Genomic DNA, 15,152 nt, shown 5'->3' on the forward strand with positions numbered 1-15,152 from the left:
GGTCGAATGTCAGGGACGCTCTCAGAGGAGCGCGATGGAGCGGTCGGTGGGGGCCACCGGCGCCGGGAGGCGGGTCGAGCCCATGAGCCACTGGTCGACGGCGGCTGCGCAGGCCCGCCCCTCGGCGATGGCCCACACGATCAGCGACTGCCCGCGGCCGGCGTCGCCCGCAGCGAACACGCCGGGGGTGTTCGTCATGTAGTACCCGTCCCGGGCGACATTGCCGCGCTCGTCGAACGCCGCGTCCACCTGCTCGGTGAGCCCTGCCGGTTCGGGACCGGTGAACCCGAGGGAGAGGAAGACGAGGTCGGCCGGGATTTCCCGCTCGGTCCCGGCCTTCGCGCGGCGGCGCCCGTCGACGACTTCGGTCTCGGCGACCCGCAGGGCCGTCAGCTTTCCGTTCTCGCCCAGGAACTCCACGGTCGAGGCGAGGTAGGTGCGCTCCCCACCCTCCTCGTGGGCGCTGGCCACCTCGAAGAGGTGCGGGACGGTCGGCCAGGGCTGGTCCGGCCGCCGCTCGGAGGGCGGCTGCTGCCCGATGGCGAGCGTGGTGACGGAGGCGGCCTTCTGGCGGTGCGCGGTGCCCAGGCAGTCGGCGCCGGTATCGCCGCCGCCGAGGATGACAACGTGCTTGCCCTCGGCGGAAATCTGGTCGTCGACGGTTTCCCCGGCGACCACCCGGTTGGCCTGCACGAGGTAGTCCATGGCGAAGTGCACTCCCTCGAGCTCCCGGCCCGGGATGGGCAGGTCGCGGGGAACGGTGGCCCCGGTGGCGACGACGACGGCGTCGTACCGGCGCCGCAGCTGGTCCCAGCTGATGTCCCGGCCAACGTCGACACCGGTGCGGAAGCGGGTGCCCTCGGCCCGCATCTGGTCGAGGCGCCGCTCGAGGTGGATCTTCTCCATCTTGAAGTCGGGGATGCCGTAACGCAGCAGCCCGCCGACGCGGTCGTCGCGCTCGTAGACGGCCACGGTGTGCCCGGCGCGGGTGAGCTGCTGGGCGGCGGCGAGGCCTGCGGGACCGGAGCCGACGACGGCGATGGTGCGCCCGGTCAGGCGCTCGGGCGGGTGCGGCTCCACCATGCCCTCGGCGAAGGCGAGGTCGGCGATCGACACCTCGACCTGCTTAATGGTGACGGCCGGCTGGTTGATGCCCAGCACGCAGGAGGCCTCGCACGGGGCGGGGCAGAGCCGGCCGGTGAACTCGGGGAAGTTGTTGGTGGCGTGGAGGCGCTCAACGGCCTCCCGGCCCTTGTCCCGGTAGACCAGGTCGTTCCACTCAGGGATCAGGTTCCCAAGCGGGCAGCCCTGGTGGCAGAACGGGATGCCGCAGTCCATGCAGCGGCCTGCCTGGCTCTTCAGCACCCCCTTCTCCTGCGCCTCGTAGACCTCCTTCCAGTCCATAATGCGCACCGGAACGGGGCGGCGGGGCTGGGTTTCACGGTCGCGTACCTTCAGAAATCCGCGTGGGTCAGCCACCGGTCACCTCCAGGATCTTGGTCCATACTTCTTGGCCGTCGGGGTCGAGCCCCTGCTGGACGGCGCTTGCCCTGGCATCGAGGACGGCGGCGTAGTCGCGGGGCAGCACCTTGGTGAGGCGTCCGACGGTGTCATCGAAGCGCTCCAGCAGGCTCGCCGCGAGGGCGGATTCGGTCTCCTCGGAATGCTGGATCAGCAGCCGGCGCACAATCTCGACGTCCTCGGCGTCGAGGGGAACGAGCAGCAGCTCCCCGCTGTCGAGGCTCTGCTTGTTCATCCGGGTCCGGTCGAGGTCGAGGACGAAGGCCGTGCCGCCGGACATGCCGGCGCCGAAGTTGCGGCCGGTTCGGCCCAGGATGAGGGCCTGGCCGCCGGTCATGTACTCACACCCGTGGTCGCCGATCCCCTCGGCCACCGCCGTGGCTCCGGAGTTCCGTACCAGGAACCGCTCCCCCACCTGCCCGCGGAGGAACATCTCCCCGCTGGTGGCGCCGTAGCCGATTACATTGCCGGCGATGACGTTGCGGTCGGCGTGGAAGAGGTTGGCCCGGTCCGGGCGGACGATGATCCGGCCGCCGGAGAGTCCCTTCCCGACGTAGTCGTTGGAGTCCCCCAGCAGCCGCAGGGTGATCCCGGCGGGGAGGAAGGCGCCCAGGGACTGCCCGGCCTGCCCGGTGAGGGTCACATCGATGGTATCGGTGGCCAGGGTATCGAGGCCGAACCGCCGGGTCACCTCGTAGCCGAGCATGGTGCCCACCGAGCGGTCGGTGTTGACCACGTCCACGGAGATCCGCACGGGTGAGCGGTTGGCCAGGGCCTCGGCGCTCATGCTGATCAGACGATTGTCAAAGTGCTTGTCCAGCTCGTGGTTCTGCGTGGTGAGGTTCCGCCGCGGGGTGTCCGGGCCGGTTTCGCCGCCGCGCAGGATCGGCTCGAGGTCCAGTCCGTCGGCCTTCCAGTGGTCGAGTGCCTGCTTCATATCGAGCAGTTCGGTGCGGCCGATAGCCTCCTCGAGCGTGCGGAAGCCGAGCTCGGCGAGGATTTCGCGGACCTCCTCGGCGATGAATTCGAAGAAGTTCACCACGAACTCCGGCTTACCGGTGAACCGGCTGCGCAGCTCGGGGTTCTGCGTCGCAACGCCCACCGGGCAGGTGTCCAGGTGGCACACGCGCATCATGACGCAGCCCGAGACGACCAGCGGCGCGGTGGCGAAGCCGAACTCCTCACCTCCCAGCAGGGCGGCAATCACGACGTCGCGTCCGGTCTTCAGCTGTCCGTCGACCTGCACGACGACACGGTCGCGCAGCCCATTGAGCATCAGGGTCTGCTGGGTTTCCGCAAGGCCGAGCTCCCATGGCATTCCCGCGTGCTTCAGGGAGTTCAGCGGGCTGGCGCCGGTGCCGCCGTCGTGCCCGGAGACCAGCACGACATCGGCCTTGGCCTTGGTGACGCCGGCAGCCACCGTGCCGATGCCGACCTCGGAGACGAGCTTCACGTGCACCCGGGCCGCGGGGTTCGAGCGCTTCAGGTCGTAGATCAGCTGCGCCAGGTCCTCGATCGAGTAGATGTCGTGGTGCGGCGGCGGCGAAATGAGCCCGACGCCCGGCGTGGAGTGCCGGGTGCGGGCGATCCACGGGTAGACCTTCTGGCTCATCAGCTGTCCGCCCTCGCCGGGCTTGGCCCCCTGGGCCATCTTGATCTGGATGTCGTCGGCGTTGGTCAGGTAGAGGCTGGTGACGCCGAACCGGCCGGAGGCCACCTGCTTGATGGCGGAGCGGCGCTCGGGGTCGAGCAGGCGGTCGGTGTCCTCCCCGCCCTCACCGGTGTTCGACTTCGCCCCGAGCCGGTTCATGGCGATGGCCAGGGTCTCGTGGGCCTCCTTGGAGATGGACCCGTAGCTCATGGCGCCGGTGGAGAAGCGCTTCACGATGCTCGAGACGGGTTCGACCTCGTCGAGCGGCACCGGCGGGCGTTCCCCGCCGCGCAGCTTCAGCAGCCCGCGCAGGGTCATCAGCTCACGTGACTGGTCGTCCACGCCGCGGGTGTAGGTCTTGAAGATGTCATACCGGCGTTCGCGGGTGGCGTGCTGGAGCCGGAACACCGTCTCCGGGTTGAACAGGTGCGCCGGGCCCTCGCGGCGCCACTGGTACTCCCCGCCGTTGTCGAGGACGCGGTGCGGGTCTTCGATGCCGTCCTCCGGATACGCGGCGGCGTGGCGTGCGGCGACCTCCGCGGCGATCACGTCGAGTTCGACGCCGCCGAGCTGGGTCTGCGTACCGTGGAAGTATTCGTCGACGAGCTCCTGCGCGAGTCCGAGCGCCTCGAAGGTCTGCGCCCCGCAGTAGGAGCTCACGGTGGAGATGCCCATCTTCGACATAATCTTCAGGACACCCTTGCCGAGGCCCTTGATGAGGTTGGCGACGGCCGCCTCGGCGGTGACGCCGGTGATGTCGCCGTTACGGACCAGTTCCTCGCAGCTCTCCATGGCGAGGTAGGGGTTCACCGCGGAGGCGCCGTAGCCGATCAGGACCGCCACATGGTGGACCTCGCGGACGTCGCCGGCCTCGACGACCAGGGAGGTCTTGGTGCGGTTGGCGCTGCGCAGCAGGTGGTGGTGGACGGCGCTGGTGAGCAGCAGCGACGGGATGGGTGCCCACTGGGCGTTCGAGTCGCGGTCCGAGAGCACGACGAACTGCACGCCGCGGTTGAGGGCGCTGGAGACCTGCTCGCAGATCTCAGCCAGCCGTGCCCGCAGCGAGGCCTCTCCGCCGTCGTGCCGGTAGAGCCCCCGCACCCGGACGGTGAGGCGGTCGCCGTCGTCGGATTCGAGGTTGGCGATCTTGGCGAGCTCGTCGTTGTTGATGACCGGGAATTTCAGGGCCACCTGCTTGGAGCGGACCTGCCCGGTGGAGAGCAGGTTGCCGTCGGGGCCGATTGAGAGGCCCATGGAGGTGACGAGTTCCTCACGGATGGAGTCAAGCGGCGGGTTGGTCACCTGCGCGAAGGACTGCACGAAGTAGTCGAACAGCAGCCGGGGCCGCTTGGAGAGCACCGCTACGGGGGTGTCGGAGCCCATCGCGCCCAGCGGTTCGGCGCCGGTCCTCGCCATCGGACCGAGCAGGATCCTCAGTTCCTCCTGGGTGTAGCCGAAGGTCCGCTGCCGGCGGTTGATTGAGGCCTTGGTGTGAACCACGTGCTCGCGCTCGGGCAGGTCTTCGAGGGAGAGCAGGTTCTCGCGCACCCAGTCCGCCCACGGGTTCGCGGCGGCGACCTCGGCCTTGATTTCCTCGTCTTCGATCAGGCGGCCGATCTCGGTGTCCACCAGGAACATCTTGCCCGGGGAGACCCGCCCCTTGCGGACCACACGGCCGGGGGCGATGTCGACGACGCCGACCTCGGACGCAAGCACCACGAGGCCGTCCTCCGTGACCCAGTACCGCGCCGGGCGCAGCCCGTTGCGGTCAAGGACGGCCCCGACGAGCCGCCCGTCGGTGAAGGACACCGCGGCGGGTCCGTCCCAGGGCTCCATGAGCATTGAGTGGTACTGGTAGAAGGCCCGGCGGGCGGGATCCATGGTGGCGTGGTTTTCCCAGGCCTCGGGGATCATCATCATGATCGAGTGGGTGATCGGCCGGCCGGAGAGGGTCAGCAGTTCGGCGACCTCGTCGAAGGAGGCCGAATCGGACGCGCCGGGGGTACAGATGGGGAAGAGCTCCTCGGGCGAGTCCCCCAGCAGCGGGTTGGCCAGCTGGGACTGCCGGGCCCGCATCCAGTTGCGGTTGCCCTTGACGGTGTTGATCTCCCCGTTGTGCGCGATGGTGCGGAACGGCTGGGCCAGCGGCCAGGAGGGGAAGGTGTTGGTGGAGAACCGGGAGTGGACGATGCCGAGCCGGGTCTTGAAGCGGGAATCGGAGAGGTCGGGGTAGAACGGCTCGAGCTGGGCGGTGGTGAGCATGCCCTTGTAGACCATCGTCTTCGAGGACAGCGAGGGAAAGTAGACTCCGTATTTGTTCTGGGCCCGCTTGCGCACCCGGAACGCCGTGGCGTCGAGGTCGGTGACCGCGCCGTCGACGGGGGCGAGGAACACCTGCTCGAAGTGGGGCATGCATGCGCGGGCCATGGCGCCGACCAGGTCGGCGACGACGGGCACGACCCGCCAGCCGAGCACCGCCAGCCCTTCGGACGCGGCGATCGACTCGATGCCGGTGCGCGCCGTTTCCAGCTCCTTGTCCTCGGCCGGGAGGAACGCCGTTCCCACGACGTAGGAGCCGGCCGGCGGCAGCTCGAAGTCGACAACGGCGCGGAAGAACTCGTCCGGGACCTGGGTGAGCAGCCCGGCTCCGTCTCCGGTGCCCTCGTCGGCGCCCACGGCACCGCGGTGCTCGAGGTTCCTCAGCGCGGTCAGTGCGGCGTCGACGATGTCATGGCCGGGCACACCGCGCAGGGTGGCGATGACCGCCAGCCCGCAGGCGTCCTTCTCGTTCTCCGGGTTGTAGAGCCCGGAGGCGGGCGGAAGCGCGGCGAAACGCTCGAAGGGCGAGGTGGCGGTGCCGGCCTCCCCCTCGGACGGAGCGGAGCCGGTGGCCTCTCCCGGAACGGGAGCGGTGTTCGGGTGTTCAGCGGTCATTCGAAGAGTCCTTCCCCCAGAATGGAGCGTCGGGAGGGGACGGCCTTGGCCCCAGGGCGCCCACGGGAGCAGGCGGGCGCCGGTCGTACTTGTCGCAATGGTGTTCCGGGCAGCCGGTGGCGCGGGGCGGAGACAACTGTCGCCGTGCCGCGTTGGCAAGCCGTGGGTAGCGGCGCCGGAGGGGTGGCCCGGCCGGTACCCGGTGAGCCACGTCGGTGTGGTCCGGATGCGTCCTTTAAGGGCGGTGGCCCGGGGACTGTGTTCGGGAGGCCGAGTCCCGTGGCTCCGCCTTCGCGGGGTCCTGTGACCCTGGGGTCACTGAGGAGCCATGTGTTTCCGAAAGATTACCACGGCCGTTTTCCGGCGTCGCCGACGCGTCCGTCCCGTGGACATCCGCGTCCTCAGCGGCTCCGGAAGCGGCGTTCGCGTCGGTGGCTTTCGCGTCGGTGGCGGCATTCGCGCCGGCCGTCCCGTCACCAACGGCCTCGGCGGCAGGCTCCCGGCCGGGCAGGTACACCGAGGGGGAACCGGTGCCGCGCATCCGGCGGCTGAGGTACACGAGGATGGCCACCGAGACCAGGAACACCACGATGGAAACCCAGACGTTGAGCCGTGCGGTGATCCCGAACAGGGAGACCATCTCGGCGTCGTCGATGCGCAGCGCCTCGATCCAGACGCGCCCGAGCGTGTAGTACGCGGCGTACAGCCAGAACATCCGCCCGCCGCGCAGTCGAAAGCGGCGGTCGGCCAGCAGCAGCAGGGCCACCCCTGCGAGGTTCCACAGGGACTCGTAGAGGAAGGTGGGGTGGAAGAGGGTGCCCGGCTCGGCGGAGGCCGGGAAGGCGGGGTTGTCGGCGTCGATCTCGAGGCCCCACGGCAGGTCGGTGGGTGCGCCGTAGAGTTCCTGGTTGAACCAGTTCCCCCAGCGGCCGATGGCCTGGGCCAGCAGCACCCCGGGTGCGGCGGCGTCGGCGAAGGCCGACAGGCGGATCCCCGCCCGGCGGCAGCCGATCCACGCCCCGACGGCGCCGAGCGCCACGGCGCCCCAGATGCCGAGGCCGCCCAGCCAGACCTGCGGAATGAGCGAGAGGTCCCCGTTGGGGCCGAAGTAGGCATCGGGCGAGGAGAACACATGATAGAGCCGGCCGCCGATGATCCCGAAGGGAACGGCCCAGACGGCGACGTCCCAGACGGCCTCGGGCCGGCCGCCGTAGCGGGCGAACCGCTTCTGCGTCAGCCACAGGGCCAGGATGATGCCCAGCAGGATGCACAGGGCGTAGAGGTGGATGGTCAGCGGGCCCAGGCTGAAGCTCGCCCATTCCGCCGGCGGGCTGGGAATCGAGGCCGGAACCGGCATGGGAAGGGCAGAGACGGCGTTCATGAGGGATTCTTTCCGGTTCCGGTGCTGAGGTCCTTGCACAGGGCGGCCACGGCGGGCACCCCGCCGTCGCGCAGTGCTGCCACCAGCGCGGTGCCGACGATGACGCCGTCGGCGTAGCGTGCGATCTCCGCCACCTGCGCGGCGCTCGAGACGCCCAGGCCGACGCAGACGCGCTCGGCGCCGGCGGCGTGGGCGTCATCGACGACGGCGCGGGCGGCGGCGCCCACGGAGGTGCGCGCGCCGGTGATGCCCATGACCGAGACGCCATAGACGAAGCCGCGGCTGGCCTCGACGGTGCTGCGCATCCGGGCCGGCGAGGTTGAGGGCGCCACAAGGTAGACGCGGTCCAGGCCGAACTCGTCGGAGGCGGCCATCCACTCGGCGGCCTCGTCGGGAATCAGGTCCGGGGTGATCAGTCCGGCCCCGCCGGCCTCGGCCAGGCGCGCGGCGAACTCGCGCACGCCCATCCGCATCACGGGGTTCCAGTAGGTCATGACCAGGACCGGGACGTCCGTGGCGCTGGTGATGTCACGCACGACGTCGAAGATCTGGGGCACGGTGAACCCGGCGGCGAGGGCCTGGACGGTGGCGTCCTGGATGACGCGCCCGTCCATGACCGGGTCGGAGTAGGGGATGCCGATCTCGATCAGGTCGACGCCGTTGGCCGCCATGGCCAGGGCGGCCTCGATGGTGGTGGGCACGTCGGGGAACCCGGCGGGCAGGTAGCCGATCAGGGCCGCGCGCCCCTCGGCGCGGGCCTTTTCAACCGCCGCTGCGGCCTTCGAGGACAGGGTCTTCACAGCTGCTCCCCTTCCTGGGCGATTTCCTGTTCGGCACTGTCGTCGGGCAGCAGGTCGAAGTACTCCGCCGCCGTCGCGACGTCCTTGTCGCCGCGCCCCGAGAGGTTGACGATGATGACCTTGTCGGAGGCCTGTTCGCCGGGCGCGAGGTCCGCGGCCAGGCGCTGGCCGACCTTCAGCGCCCCGGCGAGGGCGTGCGCGGTCTCGATCGCGGGGATGATCCCCTCGGTGCGGCACAGCAGCTTGAACGCGTCCATGGCCTCGCGGTCGGTGACCGGCTCGTAGGAGGCCCGGCCGATGTCGGCGAGGTAGGCGTGCTCGGGGCCGACGCCGGGGTAGTCGAGGCCGGCGGAGATGGAGTGGGACTCCATCGTCTGGCCGTACTCGTCCTGCATGAGGTAGGAGCGGGCGCCGTGGAGCACTCCGGGCCGGCCGAGGGTGATGGTGGCGGCGTGGCGTCCGGTCTCGACGCCGTCGCCGCCTGCCTCGAAACCGTAGAGGCGCACTGAGGGGTCATCGAGGAAACCGTGGAAGATACCGATGGCGTTGGACCCGCCGCCTACGCAGGCGCAGACGGCATCGGGAAGCTTCCCGGTCTGCTCCAGGATCTGGGTGCGGGCCTCCTCGCCGATCACCTCGTGGAAGTAGCGCACCATCGCCGGGAACGGGTGGGCGCCGGCGGCGGTGCCGAGCAGGTAGTGGGTGGTGTCGACATTGGCCACCCAGTCGCGCAGCGCGTCGTTAATGGCGTCCTTGAGCGTCTGGGAGCCGTTGGTCACCGGAATGACCTCCGCCCCGAGCAGCTGCATGCGGGCCACGTTCAGCGCCTGCCGCCGGGTGTCCTCGGCGCCCATGTAGACGACGCATTCGAGCCCCAGGAGGGCGGCCGCCGTGGCGCTTGCGACCCCGTGCTGGCCGGCGCCGGTCTCGGCGATGACACGGGTCTTGCCCATGCGCTTGGCCAGCAGGGCCTGCCCGAGGACGTTGTTGATCTTGTGCGACCCGGTGTGGTTCAGGTCCTCGCGCTTGAGGAAGACCCGCACGCCGCCGGCGTGGGCAGCGAAGCTCTTGGCCTCGGTCAGCAGGGACGGCCGGCCGGCGTAGGTGGCGTTGAGTTCGGCGACCTGGGCGGTGAACCCGGGGTCGGCCTTGGCCGCCTCGAAGGTCTCCTGCAGCTCGTCGAGGGCTGCGATCAGCGACTCCGGCATCCAGCGTCCGCCGTAGTCCCCGAAGTAGGGTCCGGGCGCGTGGCGCAGGCTCTCCGGACGGCCCTCGTGGCTCAGGAAGGCCGCTGCGGCGTCGCCGTCGATCTGCGCGGCCGGCTCGGATGCCCGGCCGCCGGTGTGCTGGTGTGTCATGAGCTTTCCTGTTCTGGATCCATTCGGGCCGGCTGCTGCCGGCCGGATTCGCTTCCGGGGGCCCCGGCGGGGGCTCCTCTGCCCGCCTCAGAGCGGCGGGCGCCTCATCGCTGCTGCAGTCCGGGAAGATCACGCACCGGCACCGCACGGAACTGCGCCACCGCGGCCTCCGGGTCCTCCCCGCGGACGAGGGCCTCGCCGACGAGGACCGCCCGGGCCCCCTGGGCGGCGAATTCCTCGACGTCGCCGATGCCGCGGACACCGGACTCCGCGACGGTCACGGCGTCCTGCGGGATCCGGCGGGCCAGGTCGGCGAAGACCGCCCGGTCGATGTCGAGCGTCTTGAGGTTGCGCACGTTGACGCCGATGATCCGGGACCCCACGGCCGCGGCGCGTTCGACCTCCTCGGCCGTGTGCGTCTCGACGAGGGCGTTCATGCCCAGTTCGTGCGTTCGACCGAGGAAGTGTTCGAGCTGCGCGTCGCTCAGGGCGGCGACGATGAGCAGCACCAGGTCGGCGCCGTGCGCGCGTGCCTCCCAGATCTGGTAGTCCTCGACGGTGAAATCCTTGCGCAGAACCGGGATGTCCACGCTCGTCCGGACGGCGTCGAGGTCGGCTAGGGAGCCGTGGAACCGGCGCTGTTCGGTCAGGACGCTCACCACGGCGGCGCCGCCGGCCTCATAGCGTGCGGCAAGGGCGGCCGGGTCGGCGATAGCGGCCAGCGCGCCCTTGGAGGGGCTGCTGCGCTTGACCTCGGCGATCACCGAGAGGGTGCGTCCGTCGCCGCGCAGCGCGCCCAGGGCATCGGCCGCCGGTGCCCGGTCGAGGGCACGGGCACGCACCTGTGCCAGGGGCGCCTCCGCCGTCCGGACGCTCAGGTCCTCGCGGACGCCGGAGATGATGTCGTCGAGGACACTCACCTAGTGGCCGTTGTTCTTGAGCTTCGATCCGCCCACGCCGTAGCCGGCCTTGCGCATGACGAAGCCGACGAGCAGGCCGACGAACATGATGAGAATGCCGATCCAGAACAGCACGGTGCCGGTGTCGCGGTTGCCCTCGGTGCTGGCGAAGATGTACGCGAAGGAGGACACAGCAGCGCCGAGGATCATGACCAGGACGCAGGTCCACGCCGCCGGGCTGTTGCCGTGGCCGATCGTCTCATCACCCATCTGGGCATGGCTCTCAGGCGAGTTCCGGTTCGTGGCTGCGGTCGTGTTCTCTGCCATGGTGATTCTCCTTCTGGGTGTCTTCGTACATTCTGCCATTATCGGCGCCGGTCCACCGACCCGCCGCACCCCTGCACGTCCGGCCTCCGGGACCGGAGTCAGCGGGTTGGGTCCTCCCCGTGGGTCAGCCGGTCCCAGCTGTCGATGTCCGTGGCGTGGGAGGACGCCCCCCGGGCCGCCGGGGCCGGCCCGGTGGTCCTTTCGTAGCGCCGGGCCCGCTCCCAGTGCCGGCCCGCCAGGGCCACCCAGACCGCCGCGGCGGCCAGGAGCAGCCCGCTGCCGGCGGCCAGCCAGGGCAGGGCGGTGGCGGCGGCCGTGGCGCCGGTGCCGCCGCTGATGCCGATGGCCTCGCCGATGGCGGGGGCGGCGGCCGCGGCGGGGTCGAGCGCGATGCGGATGCTGGTCAGGAGGATGCCTCCGCCGGCGATGAGCAGGATTGCGGCCACGAACCACCGCGCCACCCGTCCGGCGATGGAGACGGCCAGGGCGGCGGCCAGTGCCACCAGCGCGAAGGCGCTCACCGGGGTGGCGGCCTCGCTGCCGGGAACGGCGAGGTCAGGGGTCTGCACTGCGTCCTCGGGCAGGCGTACCTCGAGCCAGGTCTGGGTGGTGGTGCCGAAGGCGAGCAGTGCCACCGCCACGATCACGAGCACCACCGTCCCGCGGCGCTGTCCCCGCGGGGGCCGGGCGGCGCTCATCGCGCGGCCGCCGGGGCGACAGGAACGGAGCTGCCGGCCGGGCGGAGGCCGGAGGCGGCCAGGGCGGCCCGGAGTGGGGCGGCAGCCTTGTTGACGGTCTCGAGGGCCTCGTCGGCCAGCACGGAGTCGGCGACGATGCCGCCGCCGGACTGCACGTACGCCCTTCGGTCGCGCAGCAGGGCGGAGCGGATGGCGATGGCCAGGTCCATGTCGCCGGCGAAGTCGAGGTAGCCGACGACGCCGCCGTAGATGCCCCGCCGGTGGGGCTCGAGCTCATCGATCAGGCGCAGGGCGCGGGGTTTGGGCGCCCCGGAGAGGGTGCCGGCGGGGAAGGTGGCCGCGAGGACGTCGTAGGCGCTCCGGCCGGGGGCGAGGCGCCCGACGACGGTGGAGACCAGGTGCATGATGTGGCTGAACCGTTCGATCTCCATGAACTGGGTGACGTCGACGCTGCCCGGCCGGCAGACCTTTGAGAGGTCGTTGCGGGCCAGGTCCACGAGCATGAGGTGCTCGGCCTTTTCCTTATCGTCGGCCTTGAGCTCCTCGGCCAGCGCCCGGTCCTCCTCAGGGCCGGCCCCGCGGGGGCGCGATCCGGCGATCGGGTGGGTGATGACCTCGTCCCCGGTGACCGTGACCAGGGCCTCGGGCGAGGACCCGACGATGGAGTACTCCCTGCCGTCGGCGTCCTCGAGGCTGAAGAGGTACATATAGGGGCTCGGGTTGGTGGTGCGCAGGATCCGGTACACGTCGAGCGCCGCGGCGTCGCAGTCGAGTTCGAAGCGGCGCGAGATGACGACCTGGAAGACGTCGCCGTCGACGATCGCCTGCTTTCCGCGCTCGATGGCGGCCAGGTAGAGCGGTTCGTCCCAGCGTTCGCGGACCCGCTCCATCAGCTCCGCCGCCGGCGCCGTGCCGAGGACCGAGACCGGCTGGTCGGCGGGCTCGGCGAGGGCGGCGAGCATGCGGTCGATACGGGCCACGGCGTCGTGCCAGGCCTCGTCGACCCGTTCGTCGGAGCCGTCGAAGTTGATGGCGTTGGCGACGAGGGTGAGCGAGCCTTCCGAGTTGTCGTGGATGGCCATGTCGGTGACGAGGCACATGGCCAGTTCGGGCAGGTTGAGGTCGTCCTCGGGCGGGCTGGTCAGGCGCTCCCAGTGCCGGACGGCCTCCCAGCCGACGAACCCGACGAGGCCGGAGGTGAACGGCGGAAGCCCGGGGAAGCGTTCGGTGCGCAGCGCCTCGACGGTGAGCCGCACCGCGTCCACGGGGCTGCCGGAGGTCGGGACCCCGGCGGGCGGTTCGCCCAGCCAGTGCGCCTCGCCGCCGCGGGAGGTCAGGGTGGCCCGGGACTTGGAGCCGATGAACGAGTACCGTGACCAGACGCCCCCGCCGGCGGCCGACTCCATCAGGAAGGTGCCCGGCCGGCCGTCGGCCAGCCTCCGGTACACCCCGATGGGCGTGTGGGCGTCGGCCAGGACCTTCACGGAGACCGGAATGACCCGGCGGTCCGCGGCCAGGCGGCGGAACTCCTCGAGGGTGGGGCTGATCGTTCCGAGCTGCTGCATGCGCCTAGCCTTCCTTGCTTCCGTCGGCACTGCTTCCGGCGGCGCTGCTTCCGGCGGCGACGGTGTCGTCCCTGTTGCCGGTCACGGCATCGAGTTCCCGGCCGTCGAAGCAGGTGCGGGTGCCGGTGTGGCAGGCCGCGCCGACCTGGTCGACGGCCACGAGCAGGGCGTCGCCGTCGCAGTCGAGGGACACCGACTTCACCCACTGGGTGTGTCCGGAGGTGTCCCCCTTGCGCCAGTACTCCCGGCGGGAGCGGGAGTAAAAGGTGACGCGGCCGGTGGTGAGGGTGCGCCGCAGGGCTTCCTCGTCCATCCAGCCGAGCATGAGCACTTCAAGGGTGTCGTACTGCTGCACGATGGCGGCGACGAGCCCGGCGTCGTCGCGCTTGAGCGCGGCGGCGACGTCGGGGTCAAGGCGGAGGGCGGGGTCCGCGGCGGGCGGGGGGCCGGACTGGGGAGAAGACATCGGAACCAATTCTAGTGCCGCGCCAACGCGCCCCGCGCAGCGTCCCCACGGGAGCCGCTTCATGCTAGCTTTTCCAGTGATGCGCTATGTCACTCCGTCCCGTGAGGTTCTGGCCGAAACCCTGATGGCGGCCGGACCGGACTCCCCCACGCTCTGTGACGGCTGGCGGACCCGGGAACTGGCGGCCCACCTGTACCTTCGGGAGCACCGGCCGGCCCACGGGCTGGGCCTGGTGGTGAAACCGCTGGCGCCGGCCGCGGACCGGGCGGTGCGCAGGACGGCGGAGGCCGCGGCCACCGCGGAAGGCTACACCGCCCTGGTGGAGAAGTTCCGGGCCGGCCCTCCCCCGCTCTCGCCCCTGCGGATCGGCGGCATCGCCCGGAATGCGAACCTCGTCGAATATTTCGTCCACACCGAGGATGTCCGGCGGGCCGGAACCCGGTGGGCGCCGCGCGCCCTCGATGAGGGGTACTCGTCGGCGCTGTGGACCGAACTGATCAAGCGCGCCGCCCTGCTCTACCGGGGAGTGGATGTGGGCGTCGTGCTGGTGCGCCCCGACGGGCCCCGCCATGTGGCGCGCCGCGCGCCGGTGTCGGTGGCGATCGTCGGCGAACCCTCCGAACTGCTCCTCCACGCCCACGGACGGCGGCGGCAGGCTCTGGTCACCTTCGAGGGCCGGCCCGACGCTGTGGCGCTGCTCGAAAGCGCCGACGTCGGGCCCTGACGGCCTCCGGGGCCCTGCCGCCGGAAGCCGGCGCGTGAAAGTCGGGTCCTAGCGGACGGGGTACCCGGCATCCCGGATGGCCTTCTTGACCTGCGCGATGGCGTCGGGAGGCCCGAAGTGGAAGATCGAGGCCGCCAGCACCGCATCGGCCCCGGCCGCCACGGCCGGCGGGAAGTGCTCGGGCGCCCCTGCGCCGCCCGAGGCGATCAGCGGCACCCCGACCGCCGCGCGGACCGCGCGGATCAGTTCGAGGTCGAACCCGTCCTTGGTGCCGTCGGCGTCGATTGAGTTGAGCAGGATCTCCCCGACCCCACGGTCGGCGGCTTCCCGCGCCCAGGCGACAGCGTCGATCCCGGTGCCGGTGCGCCCGCCGTGCGTGGTCACCTCGAAGCCCGAGGGCGTCTGCGCGTCCCGTGTGCGGCGCGCGTCGAGGGAGAGGACCAGCACCTGGGAGCCGAAGTGCCGGGTGATGTCGTCGATGAGGGCCGGCTCCGCCACGGCGGCGGTGTTGATCGAGGCCTTGTCGGCGCCGTAGCGCAGAAGCCGGTCGACGTCGGCGGTGCTGCGGACACCTCCGCCGACGGTCAGCGGGATGAAGACCTCTTCGGCGGTGCGGCCGACGACGTCGAACGTGGTCTCCCGCTGGGAGGAGGACGCGGTGACGTCGAGGAAGGTCAGTTCGTCCGCGCCGGCGCGGTCGTAGCGGTGGGCCAGTTCCACGGGGTCGCCGGCGTCGCGGAGGTCCTCGAACTTGACGCCTTTCACCACGCGGCCGGCGTCGACGTCGAGGCAGGGAATGACACGGATTGCGACAGCCATGGAAGCCCC

At 70.9% G+C, this 15,152-nt stretch carries 12 protein-coding genes; 1 reads left to right on the forward strand and 11 read right to left on the reverse strand.

Going from position 1 to position 15,152, the window contains the following annotated elements; all coding sequences use genetic code 11:
- Positions 1-21: 21 nt before the first annotated feature.
- The 10 genes from E2F48_RS14350 to hisI form a co-directional block, all read right to left on the reverse strand.
- Positions 22-1,479, reverse strand: coding sequence for a glutamate synthase subunit beta (locus E2F48_RS14350; protein ID WP_133404655.1), 1,458 nt, complete (start codon positions 1,477-1,479; stop codon positions 22-24).
- The gene (gene gltB / locus E2F48_RS14355; RefSeq protein WP_133404656.1) at positions 1,472-6,106 is read right to left on the reverse strand and encodes a glutamate synthase large subunit; all 4,635 of its coding nucleotides are present in this window, start codon (positions 6,104-6,106) and stop codon (positions 1,472-1,474) included. The genes E2F48_RS14350 and gltB overlap by 8 nt, the downstream gene beginning before the upstream one ends.
- A gap of 235 nt (positions 6,107-6,341) precedes the next feature.
- Positions 6,342-7,487 carry a prolipoprotein diacylglyceryl transferase gene (gene lgt, locus E2F48_RS14360; protein ID WP_133404657.1) on the reverse strand — a complete coding sequence of 382 codons (1,146 nt, stop codon included), beginning with the start codon at positions 7,485-7,487 and terminating at the stop codon, positions 6,342-6,344.
- On the reverse strand, positions 7,484-8,287 hold the full coding sequence (gene trpA, locus E2F48_RS14365) for a tryptophan synthase subunit alpha (protein WP_133404658.1): 804 nt from the start codon (positions 8,285-8,287) through the stop codon (positions 7,484-7,486). The genes lgt and trpA overlap by 4 nt, the downstream gene beginning before the upstream one ends.
- Positions 8,284-9,645 carry a tryptophan synthase subunit beta gene (trpB, locus tag E2F48_RS14370; RefSeq protein WP_133404659.1) on the reverse strand — a complete coding sequence of 454 codons (1,362 nt, stop codon included), beginning with the start codon at positions 9,643-9,645 and terminating at the stop codon, positions 8,284-8,286. The genes trpA and trpB overlap by 4 nt, the downstream gene beginning before the upstream one ends.
- A gap of 104 nt (positions 9,646-9,749) precedes the next feature.
- Positions 9,750-10,565: an indole-3-glycerol phosphate synthase TrpC gene (gene trpC / locus E2F48_RS14375; RefSeq protein ID WP_133404660.1), complete on the reverse strand. Its 816-nt coding sequence runs from the start codon at positions 10,563-10,565 to the stop codon at positions 9,750-9,752.
- Positions 10,566-10,871 (reverse strand): HGxxPAAW family protein, encoded by a 306-nt coding sequence (locus E2F48_RS14380; protein ID WP_133404661.1) that lies wholly within the window; start codon positions 10,869-10,871, stop codon positions 10,566-10,568.
- A 98-nt stretch (positions 10,872-10,969) separates the two neighbouring features.
- The gene (locus tag E2F48_RS14385) at positions 10,970-11,569 is read right to left on the reverse strand and encodes a Trp biosynthesis-associated membrane protein (protein WP_133404662.1); all 600 of its coding nucleotides are present in this window, start codon (positions 11,567-11,569) and stop codon (positions 10,970-10,972) included.
- Positions 11,566-13,134, reverse strand: a complete 1,569-nt coding sequence (locus E2F48_RS14390; RefSeq protein WP_133404663.1) for an anthranilate synthase component I — start codon at positions 13,132-13,134, stop codon at positions 11,566-11,568. The genes E2F48_RS14385 and E2F48_RS14390 overlap by 4 nt, the downstream gene beginning before the upstream one ends.
- A 4-nt stretch (positions 13,135-13,138) precedes the next feature.
- The gene (gene hisI / locus E2F48_RS14395) at positions 13,139-13,600 is read right to left on the reverse strand and encodes a phosphoribosyl-AMP cyclohydrolase (RefSeq protein ID WP_133404664.1); all 462 of its coding nucleotides are present in this window, start codon (positions 13,598-13,600) and stop codon (positions 13,139-13,141) included.
- A gap of 79 nt (positions 13,601-13,679) precedes the next feature.
- Here hisI and E2F48_RS14400 point away from each other — a divergent pair, with 79 nt between their 5' ends.
- Positions 13,680-14,324, forward strand: coding sequence for a TIGR03085 family metal-binding protein (locus tag E2F48_RS14400; RefSeq protein WP_133404909.1), 645 nt, complete (start codon positions 13,680-13,682; stop codon positions 14,322-14,324).
- 48 nt (positions 14,325-14,372) lie between these two features.
- On the opposite strand, the gene hisF is transcribed toward E2F48_RS14400, so the two are convergent.
- Complete coding sequence (hisF, locus tag E2F48_RS14405; RefSeq protein ID WP_133404665.1) at positions 14,373-15,143, reverse strand: imidazole glycerol phosphate synthase subunit HisF; 771 nt, start codon at positions 15,141-15,143, stop codon at positions 14,373-14,375.
- Positions 15,144-15,152 lie beyond the last annotated feature (9 nt).

The organism is Arthrobacter crusticola, assembly GCF_004357995.1.
GTDB classification, from domain to species: Bacteria; Actinomycetota; Actinomycetes; order Actinomycetales; family Micrococcaceae; genus Arthrobacter_D; species Arthrobacter_D crusticola.